The sequence below is a fragment of the Inquilinus sp. OTU3971 genome, from assembly GCF_038440215.1.
Genome location: NZ_JASATH010000249.1, coordinates 1 through 10225, shown reverse-complemented (window position 1 = coordinate 10225; position 10225 = coordinate 1). Strand labels below are relative to the sequence as shown.

The window sequence follows — 10225 nt, the reverse complement described above, 5'->3', positions numbered from 1 at the left end:
GCGGCTCACCGCGTCAAAGTTCCAGTGACAATGCCTTCCTCCGCACTCCGGATCGCCCGGTCGAGCGCCAGGATGGGCACGCCGCCGGCAAGGCAGGGGGTGTGGTCCGCCGCCATTGGATCATGAGCCGGCCATGCCGCTCCGACCAAGTCTGCAGGGTCCAGCCGGAGCCGCCGTCCTGGCCGTAGCCCTCGCCATGGAAGCGGCCGCCGCCCATGCCTCCCGCGTCGCCGTCCGTAGGCCCCTTACCGATATCTGACCGGATCGGTCCGGTCCGGCTTGTTCCAGGGCGGGCAAAGACCGTTCAGAGATACTTCGTGATCTCCTTGAACTCCGCCATCGCCGTGCGGCGATCGGGGCCCGTCACCTCCGCGGCCGCGTCCAGGCAGTGATCAATGTGGTCCTTGATCAGCGTCTTCTTGGCGGATCTGATGGCCGCTTCGACCGCATGCATCTGCTGGGCGATGTCGAGGCAGCTCCGCTGCGCCTCGATCATGGCGACGATGTTCCGGACCTGCCCGGCCGCCCGGTTCATCCGGCTGACCACTTCCTTGTGGGAGTGGTGAAGGCCGTGCGGTGTCGTCGCGGTCTCGCTGATTGCTTCCGCGGTTGCAGACCCCTTTCGGGCGGCCATGCTCTGATCTCCTGATGGAACGACCGTCACTGTCATCAATCTAGCCTTACAGGATGCTCCGCGCCGACTTCAACGCAAGGTGGATGGGAGGCCGCTATCATTGCCTGTTGATACTATACCCCTGGAGAGTATATGGCGAAAACAGCTTCTCCTCCGCGGGACAACGGGTCATGACGCCTTTCGCCGAACTGGTACAGCAGAGCGCCACCGCGGCCTGGCTGTTCATCCCCAGCGCCATCCTGCTCGGCGCCCTGCACGGGCTGGAGCCGGGTCACTCCAAGACCATGATGGCGGCCCTCATCGTCGCCATCCGCGGCACCTTCTGGCAGGCCGCCCTGCTGGCAATCACCGCGACCATCTCGCACACTGCGATCGTCTGGATCGTCGCCCTGCTGGCGCTGACCTATGGCCCGCAATGGGGCGCCGAGGCGACCGAGCCGTATTTCCAGCTCGGTTCCGCCGTGATCATCATCGGGGTCGCGCTGTGGATGGCGTTCCGCACCTGGCAGGATCAGCGGGCCAAGACCGCACCTCCCGCCGGCTGGCGCCGGATCGACACCGGTCACGGGCTGGTCGAGATGTCGATCCAGGAAGATGGCGTGCCGCCGCGGTTCCAGTTGCGGTTTCAGGACAATCGCGGCAAGCCGGCGCCGATCCCCGCCGGCGATTCCGTCGTGATCGAGACCTTGCGGCCGGGCGGCACGCGGCAGGTGTTCGAGCTGGCCAATCGCGGCACCCATCTCGAATCCGTCGACGTGATCCCTGAGCCGCACGAATTCGTCGCCACCGTCGCCATCGCCCATGGCGACCATGCCCACAGCTATCCGGTCCGCTTCACCGACGACGATCACGGGCACGACCATGGCCATGATCACGGCCACTCCCACAGCCATGGTCACGGCCACGATCACAACCATGGTCATAGCCATGCGGGCCATGATCACGGGCATGATGACCACCACCATGACCATGAGCACAGCCATGGGGGCGCGGCGCATCGCGACGACCACGGCCATGACGATGCCGACCACAAGCATTCGCACGACTTCGCCGGCCTCGATGCCGGGGACGCACATGCCCGTGCTCATGCCGAGCAGATCCGCCACCGCTTCGCCGGGCGCACCGTGACCACCGGGCAGATCGCCCTGTTCGGCCTGACCGGCGGGCTGATCCCCTGCCCCGCCGCGGTCACCGTGCTGCTGCTCTGCCTCCAGCTGCAGAAGTTCTGGCTGGGCATCATCATGGTGCTGTGCTTCAGCGTCGGCTTGGCGCTCACCCTGCTCGCCTCCGGCACGGTTGCAGCGTGGGGCGTCCGCCACGCCTCCAAGCGGTGGCCGGGCTTCGATGCGGTGATGACCAAGCTGCCCTTCCTGGCCAGTGCCATCATCATCCTGGTCGGGCTCTATGTCGGCTATTCGGGCCTGATCCAACTGGTCTAGGGCGACAGCATGCTCAAGGTTCTCGCCAACCGCACCTACCGCCACCTGTTCCTGGCCCAGGTGATCGCCCTCGTCGGCACCGGGCTCGCGACGGTGGCCCTGGGCCTGCTGGCCTATGACCTTGCCGGCGCGGATGCCGGCGCCGTCCTGGGCACGGCGCTGGCGATCAAGATGATCGCGTATGTCGGCGTCGCGCCGATCGCCGCGGCCTTCGCCGACCGGCTGCCGCGGCGGACGATGCTGGTGGGCCTCGACCTGATCCGCGCCGCCGTCGCCATAGCGCTGCCCTTCGTCACCGACGTGTGGCAGGTCTATGTCCTGATCTTCGTCCTCCAGTCCGCCTCGGCCGCCTTCACCCCCACCTTCCAGGCGACGATCCCCGACGTTCTGCCGGACGAGGCCGACTACACCAACGCGCTCTCCCTTTCGCGCCTGGCCTACGACCTTGAAAGCGTGGTCAGCCCGATGCTTGCCGCGGCGCTGCTGACCGTGATCAGCTTCCACACCCTGTTCGCCGGAACCGTGGTCGGCTTCCTCTGCTCCGCCGCCCTCGTCGTCTCGGTCGTGCTGCCCGCGGCAATGGCCGCCGAGCGGCGCGGGATTTACGACCGCACCACGCGCGGCCTGCGCGTCTACCTGCGGACGCCGCGGCTGCGCGGGCTGCTCGCGCTGAGCCTGGCGGTCGCCGCGGCGAGCTCGATGGTGATCGTCAACACGGTCGTCCTGGTGCAGGCCGGGTTCGGGCTCAGCCAGCGCGCCACCGCGGTCGCCCTTGCGGCGTTCGGCGCCGGCTCGATGGCGGCGGCGCTGCTGCTGCCGCGCCTGTTACAGCGGATCCCCGATCGGGTCGCGATGCTGTTCGGGACCGGCCTGATGGCGCTGGGCCTGTTCGTCGGCAGCCTGGTGCCCAGCTACGGCGCCCTGCTGCCGCTCTGGTTCGTGCTCGGCCTCGGCTATTCGCTGTCCCAGACCCCGGCCGGCCGACTGCTGCGGCGGTCGGCGAATCCCGAGGACAGGCCGGCCGTGTTCGCCGCGCAGTTCGCCCTGTCGCATGCCTGCTGGCTGATCACCTATCCGCTGGCCGGGTGGCTCGGGACATCGGTCGGCTTGGACTGGACCTTCGTCGTCCTCGGCGCCATCGCGGTCGCCGCCACCCTGCTGGCGGTCCGGATCTGGCCGACCAGCGACCCGGACAGCATCCCGCATGTGCATGAGGATCTCGCCCCGGACGATCCGCATCTCGAGGACGCGGTTCCGGTCCCGGGCGGACATCGCCACGAGCATGCTTTCGTGATCGACGGGCGGCACACCGAGTGGCCGCGCCCGGTCTAACGCCCGGGCGCTTCCCCGACCGCACCGCCGCGACCGATGCCGGATCTCGCCGCCTGTGCCGGCCTGTTCCTGGCCGCCTTCGCCGCGGCGACCATCCTGCCGCTGCAATCCGAGGCGGCCCTGGCGAGTCTGCTTCTCGCCGATCTCTATCCGCCTTGGCCGCCGGCGTCCTGCACGAGCCCTTCGGCACGTTCGTGCTGCTGGTCGCAATCGCGAAGACTGCTCGCTATGCCGTCCTGGCCGGCCTCACGATCGGATGGGGGTGACGGGACGATCCGGCCCCGTCGTCAAGACGCCACGAAGCTGTTCCGGACGGCGTAGAGGGAGGCCCGGAATGCGCTCGTCAGCCGGGATTCGGCCGATCCCGGTGGGTGCAAGATCAGCGCCCGGAAATGCACTGCCGGCTCAAACGGCAGGATCGCCAGGCGCGACCGGAGGTCCCGGTCAATCGAGAACGGATTCATCAAGCCGATTCCGGCCCCTTCCGCGACCAGGGCGGCGACGGTGGCCGAGAACGGTGTCTCGACGACGATCCGCGGTTCCACCCCGGCGGCCGCGAGGATGCGGTCGATCGCCTTCCGCACCGTGTCGTCGGGCGCCAGCGCGACCAGCCGCTCCCGGTCGAGATCCGCCACCTCGATCCTGGACCGTGTCGCCAACGGATGAGACAGTGGCAGGATGCAGACAGCGCGCGGCGACGCGAAGATGCCGGCATGGACACCGCTGGTGTCAATCTCGTCCGCCGCGAGGCCGAGGTCCACCTGCCCCGACGCGACCAGATCGCGCACGACCGAGGAGGTGCGGACCTGCAGCGACACCCGGACTCCCGGATACTGGTCCAGGAACCGGGCCACCGCCCGCGGCACCAGGATCTGGCCCATGGCCGCCAGGGTCGCGATGCGCAGCGATCCCTCGCCGACCTCGCGGATTCTGGCCGCGGCCTGACGCAGCCGGTCGAGGCCAACGAGGCTCTTCGACAGCTCGGCGAAGAACAGCTGGCCTTCGCGGGTCGGCGCCAGCTTGCCGCGGATGCGCTGGAACAGCGGGAAGCCGGCGCTCTTCTCGAGGCCGGCGATGGCGCGGCTCACGGTCGGCTGCGAGGTGCCCAGCAGCTCGGCGGCACGGCCGGCGCCGCCGGTCGTCATCACCGCATGGAAGATCTCAAGATCCCTCATGTTCACGGCCCACTCATATCATATTTGAATGGACCTTGCTCACTGCGGTCATGGATGGCAAGTCCGCGCCCGTGCTTTCCTTTCAGGCAGGGAAAGGGAGCTTCATGCGCAACGATACCCGTCACGTGCACCCGCCGGCGCCGGATGCTGCCGAATTCGAGAGTCTCGTTCCTCCGGTCCACCACGTGTCGACCGTGACCTTCGACAGCGTGGCGGCGTTCGAGCGCCGCCACGACCGGCTCTATGACGGCTATTCCTATGGGCTCTACGGCACCCCGACGACCCGCGGCCTGGAGGACCAGATCGCCGCCCTGGAGGGCGCCGCCCGCGCCCTCGTCACGCCCTCGGGCCAGTCGGCGATCGTCCTGGCATCGCTGGCCTGCGCCGCGCACGGTGACCGGATCCTGATGCCGCAATCGATGTATGGCCCGGCGCGGGCGGCGGCGGACCGCCTGCTGCAGCCGCTCGGCATCACCACGACGCTATACGACCCCATGATCGGAGAGGGAATCGCCCGGCTGATCGACCGCCGGACCAGGCTGGTCTGGGTGGAATCCCCCGGCTCCGCGACCTTCGAGGTGCAGGATGTCCCGGTGATCGCGGCGACCGTTCATGCCGCCGGCGTGCTGGTCGCCGCCGACAACACTTGGGCGACGCCGATCCTGTTCAGCCCCCTCGCCCATGGCGCCGACATTTCGGTCCAGTCCCTGTCGAAATACGCCAGCGGCCATTCGGATCTGATCATGGGATCGGCGGCCGTGCGCGACGAGGCGCTGTTCCGCCGCCTCAAGGATGTCTCGCGAATGCTCGGGCTCGGTGTCGGTGCCGACGACGCCTTCCTCTGCGCCCGCGGCCTGAAGACGCTGCCGCTGCGCCTGCGCCACTCCGGACGCAGCGCCCTCGACGTCGTCGACTGGCTGCTGGACCGGCCGGAGGTGCTGCAGATCCTGCACCCGGCCCGGCCTGGCCATCCCGGGCACCAGACCTGGCGGCGGGACTTCAGCGGCGCCGCCGGCGTGTTCTCGGTCGTGATCCGCCGGGTCGACGCCGGTGTGCTCGACCGCGCCTTCCAGGCCTTGCGCCTGTTCAAGATCGGCGCCAGCTGGGGCGGCGCCCACAGCTTGGTCGCCCCAAGCGACCCACGCAAGGGGCGCACGGACCTGTCCTGGCTGCCCGACGGTCAGCTGATCCGCCTGTCGATCGGCCTCGAGGACGTCGCCGATCTCCTGGCTGATCTCGACCGGTTCTTCGCGGAGATCTCCACCGAGACCTGACACAGCGAAAAATAGGAGCCGCCGGCAGAACACCTGAACCGGCTGGTCGGGGAAGACGTCTAAGGGGCGGTTCTCACCCATCGAACACGGGAGAAAAACATGAGGAGGCAAGTCTTGATGTCACGTCTGACGGTCACGGCGGCCGCGGGGCTGGCGGCCCTCGCGCTGGGCACCACCGGCGCCTCGGCGCAGACCGTGGTGAACAAGATCAAGAACCGCGACTATGTCGTCTGCAGCGGCAGCCAGGGCGTGCCGGGTCTCTCGCGCCCCGACGAGCAGGGTGTGTGGCGCGGCTTCGACACCGACATCTGCCGCGCCTTCGCGGTCGCCATACTGGGAGACCGGGAGAAGATCCGGTTCGTGCCGCTCAATGCGGCGCAGCGGCTGCCGGCCGTGCAGACCGGCGAGATCGATTTCCTGTCCCGGACCTCGACCATCACCTACACCCGCGATATGGCGGTCCGCTTCGTCGCCATCACGCTCTACGACAATGACGGGCTGCTGGTCCGCAAGGCCGCGAACATCACGGACAAGAAGCAGCTCGACGGCCTGACCGTCTGCCTGCAGGGCGGCGGCAGCCTGACCGAGAAAGCCGTCCTCGAGACCGAGGAGGAATTCAGCATCGAGATGAAGAAGGTCTATTTCGACTCCACGATCCAGGCGCGGGACGCCTATTTCGCCGGCCGCTGCGACTCCTACGTCACCGACGGTACGGCCGCCGCCGGGCAGCGCGCGACGGTCGCCAAGAACCCGGCCGAGCACGACATCATCGTCATGGGCAAGGGCACCGAGCCGAACGGCGTCGCGATCGCTTATGGCGACGACCAGCTCTTCAACATCGTCCGCTGGACCTTCAACGCCCTGCTGTGGGCTGAGAGCAAGGGCATCACCCAGGCTAATATCGACGAGAAGCTGGCGTCGGGCGACGCCGAGATCACGCGCGTCCTGGGACAGGAGCCGGGGTTCGGCAAGGCGATCGGCCTCGACGACAAATGGGCCCACAACGTGATCAAACAGGTCGGCAATTATGCCGAGATCTGGGATCGCAACTTGGGCGCCAACAGCCCCCTGAAGGTTCCGCGCGGCATGAACGCCCTCTACCGCGACGGCGGCGTGAACTTTCCCTTCCCTTGGGATTGATCGCCCGGCAAGGGCCGTCGCCGCGCGGCCCCCTCCGTTTCGCATTCGACCCCGCAAAGCGAGGAGCCATGCTGAGGGACCAACGATACCGGGTGCGACTTGTCCAGGTCCTCCTGCTCGCCGCCGTCGGAGCGCTGGTCCTGCTGGTCGTGCAGACGACGGCGGCGAACCTGAAGGCTCGCGGCATCCCGATCGGCTTCGACTTCCTGTCGCTGCCGTCCCGCTTCGTCATCTCCGAGAGCCTGCTGCGCTACCGGCCCCAGGATTCCTACGCCTGGGCGGTCCTCGTCGGGCTGGCCAACAGCGTCTTCATCTCGGTCCTGGTGGTGCTGCTGTCCACCGTGCTGGGCCTCGTGGTCGGGATCGGGCGGCTCAGCTCCAACCCGCTCGTGTCGGGCAGTTGCCGTGTCTGGGTCGAGGTGGCGCGCAACACGCCGCCGATCGTGCTGCTGTTCTTCCTCTACTCGCTGTGGTGGCGGGTGCTCCCGCCGGTCGACGCGGCGCTCACCCTGGCGCCCGGTGCCTATCTGTCGATGCGCGGCCTGATGCTGCCGGCCCTGTCGCTGGCAATCCCAAGCCCGGCGGCACTGGTGCTGGCCGCCGCGGCGCTGGCGGCGCTGGCCTCGCTCACCCGCATCACGAAGCCGGTGCGCCGGGCCCTGCTCCTCGGTGCGGCGGCGGTGACAATCGCCGCATTACTGGCCGCCGACATCTCCGCCGCCGTGGACTGGCCCCGCTTCGAGCGCGGCAACTACCGCGGCGGCTTCGAGCTGACCCCGGAGCTGACGACGGTGGTCATCGGCCTCACCCTCTACACCACCGGCTTCGTCGCCGAGATCGTGCGCGCCGGCGTGCTGTCGGTGGCCAAGGGGCAATGGGAGGCTGCCCGCGCGCTCGGCCTCCGGCGCGGCCAGATCCTGCGCCTGATCGTCATCCCGCAGATGCTGCGGGTCATCATGCCGCCGCTGACCAGCCAGTACATCAACGTGGTCAAGAACAGCACGCTCGCCATCGCGGTGGGCTATCCCGACTTTCTCGCCATCATGGGCACGGTGATCAACAAGTCGAGCCATGCGCTCGAAGGCGTGGCGATCATCCTGGCGGGCTATCTCGCCGTCAACCTGACCCTGTCGCTGCTGCTGAACTGGTACAACCGTCGGATCGCGCTGGTGGAGCGCTGAGACATGACCACGATGATCTCCACCATCGACGACCCGTCCGCCCCGCATCCGAAGCGCGGCTCGCGCCTCGCGGCCTGGGCGAGGCTGCTGCTCGGGACACCGCTGAACGCCGGCCTGACGGCCCTCTTCGCCGTCATCCTGATCTGGTCCGTCCCGGGACTGGTCCGCTGGGCCGTCCTCGACGCCGCGTTCTCGCCGCAAAATCCGGAGGCCTGCCGGACCGCCACCGGGGCGTGCTGGGGCTTCGTCGCCGCCAAGTCCGGCCAGATCCTGTTCGGCATCTATCCACCGGCCGAGCGCTGGCGGCCTCTCCTTGTCTGCGTGATCATCCTGGTTCTGCTCGTCGCCTCGGTCTGGCCGCGGCTGTGGGGCCGCCGCTTGGTCCTGGCCTGGGCCGCGGCGCTGGCGCTGGTGATTCTGCTGATGCTCGGCGGCACCTTCGGGCTGGCCAGCGTGCCGACCTCGTCCTGGGGCGGGCTTCCGGTCACGCTGATCCTGACCGTGGTGGCGATTGGCATCGCCTTTCCGCTGTCGATCGCGCTGGCCCTGGCGCGCCGGTCGCGGATGCCGGCGGTGCGGCTGCTCAGCACCGTGGCGATCGAGACGATCCGGGGCCTGCCGCTGCTCAGCCTGCTCTTCGTCGCCTCGATCATGCTGCCGCTGTTCCTGCCGGACTCCCTGCTGCCGGACAAGTTCGTCCGGGCGCTCGTCGCCCTGACGGTATTCGCCGCCGCCTATCTGGCAGAGGTGGTGCGCGGCGGCCTGCAGGCCATCCCGAAAGGCCAGTATGAGGCGGCGGAGGCGCTCGGCCTGTCCTATTGGCAGCGGCAGCGGCTGATCATCCTGCCGCAGGCGCTGCGCATCGTGATCCCGGCACTCGCCAACACCATCATCGTGATGATCAAGAACACCAGCCTCGTCCTGGTCGTCGGCCTGTTCGACCTGATCAGCTCCGGCAAGGCCGCCCTCGCCGATCCGGACTGGCCGTCGCCGGCGGCCGAGACCTTCCTCTTCATCGGCGCGATCTACTTCGCCCTCGCCTTCGGCTTCGCCCGCTTCGCCGACTTCCTGGAGCGACGTGCCAAGGTCGCCCACTGAACGGAGTATCCATGCCAGCGTTGACCTCGCACGAGCCGCCGTCGGTCGAGATGACCGGCGTCCAGAAGTGGTTCGGCGCCTTCCATGTGCTGCAGGACATCGACCTCGCGGTCCGGCGCGGCGAGCGGATCGTCATCTGCGGCCCGTCGGGGTCGGGCAAGTCCACCCTGATCCGCTGCATCAACCGGCTGGAGGAGCACCAGCAGGGCCGCATCGTCGTGGACGGCGTGGAGCTGGGCCGCGACCTGAAGCAGGTCGACGCGATCCGGCGCAGGACCGGCATGGTGTTCCAGCACTTCAACCTGTTCCCGCATCTCACGGTGCTGGAGAACTGCACCCTGGCGCCGATCTGGGTCGCGGGCCTGTCCCGCCGCGAGGCGGCGGAACGCGCCCTGCACTATCTGGAGCGCGTCCGCATCCCGGACCAGGCGCAGAAATATCCGGGGCAGCTGTCCGGCGGCCAGCAGCAGCGCGTCGCCATCGCCCGGAGCCTGTGCATGAGCCCCGGGATCATGCTGTTCGACGAGCCGACGTCGGCCCTCGACCCGGAAATGGTTCGCGAGGTGCTCGACACCATGGTCGCGCTGGCGGCCGAGGGCATGACCATGCTGGTGGTCACCCATGAGATGGGCTTCGCCCGCCAGGTCGCGGACCGAGTGATCTTCATGGATGGCGGCCGGATCGTGGAAACGAATGCGCCCGACGCCTTCTTCTCGGCGCCTCAGCACAAACGGACGCGGCGGTTCCTGCAGCAGATCCTGCACTGACCGCGGCTTCGGTCACATAACACCGCAGCGCGGACGCGGCGGCCCGGCCAAGCAGGCCGCCTCCCCGAGGGACGCGGACCTACAGCGAAACGGGAGCGCGGGTGGTGGCGCGGGCCTGGACGCTCGACGATGCCCGGACGATGCAGCCGTCGAGCGAAACTGCGAGCCGCCTGCAGACCCCCTAG

General features: G+C 68.5%; 9 protein-coding genes. 7 read left to right on the top strand and 2 right to left on the bottom strand.

All coding sequences use genetic code 11. The features are described 5' to 3' along the window. Positions 1-304: 304 nt before the first annotated feature. Positions 305-634: a metal-sensing transcriptional repressor gene (locus AAHM41_RS36330; RefSeq protein ID WP_342241515.1), complete on the bottom strand. Its 330-nt coding sequence runs from the start codon at positions 632-634 to the stop codon at positions 305-307. A 170-nt stretch (positions 635-804) separates the two neighbouring features. Here AAHM41_RS36330 and AAHM41_RS36325 point away from each other — a divergent pair, with 170 nt between their 5' ends. Next, positions 805-2073: a nickel/cobalt efflux transporter gene (locus tag AAHM41_RS36325; RefSeq protein ID WP_342241514.1), complete on the top strand. Its 1269-nt coding sequence runs from the start codon at positions 805-807 to the stop codon at positions 2071-2073. A gap of 9 nt (positions 2074-2082) precedes the next feature. Further along, entirely contained in the window at positions 2083-3405 is a 1323-nt protein-coding gene (locus AAHM41_RS36320; RefSeq protein WP_342241513.1) for an MFS transporter, read from the top strand. A 287-nt stretch (positions 3406-3692) separates the two neighbouring features. On the opposite strand, the gene AAHM41_RS36315 is transcribed toward AAHM41_RS36320, so the two are convergent. Further along, a complete protein-coding gene (locus tag AAHM41_RS36315; protein ID WP_342241512.1) occupies positions 3693-4580 on the bottom strand; it encodes a LysR substrate-binding domain-containing protein in 888 nt (295 codons plus the stop codon). 104 nt (positions 4581-4684) lie between these two features. On the opposite strand from AAHM41_RS36315, the gene metC reads away from it, so the two are divergent. From metC to AAHM41_RS36290, 5 genes are all read left to right on the top strand, one after another. After that, positions 4685-5854 carry a cystathionine beta-lyase gene (gene metC / locus AAHM41_RS36310; protein ID WP_342241511.1) on the top strand — a complete coding sequence of 390 codons (1170 nt, stop codon included), beginning with the start codon at positions 4685-4687 and terminating at the stop codon, positions 5852-5854. A 117-nt stretch (positions 5855-5971) separates the two neighbouring features. Beyond that, a complete protein-coding gene (locus AAHM41_RS36305; RefSeq protein ID WP_342241510.1) occupies positions 5972-6994 on the top strand; it encodes a transporter substrate-binding domain-containing protein in 1023 nt (340 codons plus the stop codon). A 68-nt stretch (positions 6995-7062) separates the two neighbouring features. Further along, a complete protein-coding gene (locus AAHM41_RS36300; RefSeq protein WP_342241509.1) occupies positions 7063-8175 on the top strand; it encodes an amino acid ABC transporter permease in 1113 nt (370 codons plus the stop codon). A gap of 3 nt (positions 8176-8178) precedes the next feature. Then, entirely contained in the window at positions 8179-9273 is a 1095-nt protein-coding gene (locus AAHM41_RS36295) for an amino acid ABC transporter permease (protein WP_342241508.1), read from the top strand. Positions 9274-9284: 11 nt separating this feature from the next. After that, entirely contained in the window at positions 9285-10040 is a 756-nt protein-coding gene (locus AAHM41_RS36290; protein WP_342241507.1) for an amino acid ABC transporter ATP-binding protein, read from the top strand. The last annotated feature ends 185 nt before the right edge of the window (positions 10041-10225 follow it).

Coding starts and splice junctions, on each gene's coding strand:
- AAHM41_RS36330 (WP_342241515.1), bottom strand. CDS start 634: ATGGCCGCCCGAAAGGGGTCTGCAACCGCGGAAGCAATCAGCGAGACC.
- AAHM41_RS36325 (WP_342241514.1), top strand. CDS start 805: ATGACGCCTTTCGCCGAACTGGTACAGCAGAGCGCCACCGCGGCCTGG.
- AAHM41_RS36320 (WP_342241513.1), top strand. CDS start 2,083: ATGCTCAAGGTTCTCGCCAACCGCACCTACCGCCACCTGTTCCTGGCC.
- AAHM41_RS36315 (WP_342241512.1), bottom strand. CDS start 4,580: ATGAGGGATCTTGAGATCTTCCATGCGGTGATGACGACCGGCGGCGCC.
- metC (WP_342241511.1), top strand. CDS start 4,685: ATGCGCAACGATACCCGTCACGTGCACCCGCCGGCGCCGGATGCTGCC.
- AAHM41_RS36305 (WP_342241510.1), top strand. CDS start 5,972: ATGTCACGTCTGACGGTCACGGCGGCCGCGGGGCTGGCGGCCCTCGCG.
- AAHM41_RS36300 (WP_342241509.1), top strand. CDS start 7,063: ATGCTGAGGGACCAACGATACCGGGTGCGACTTGTCCAGGTCCTCCTG.
- AAHM41_RS36295 (WP_342241508.1), top strand. CDS start 8,179: ATGACCACGATGATCTCCACCATCGACGACCCGTCCGCCCCGCATCCG.
- AAHM41_RS36290 (WP_342241507.1), top strand. CDS start 9,285: ATGCCAGCGTTGACCTCGCACGAGCCGCCGTCGGTCGAGATGACCGGC.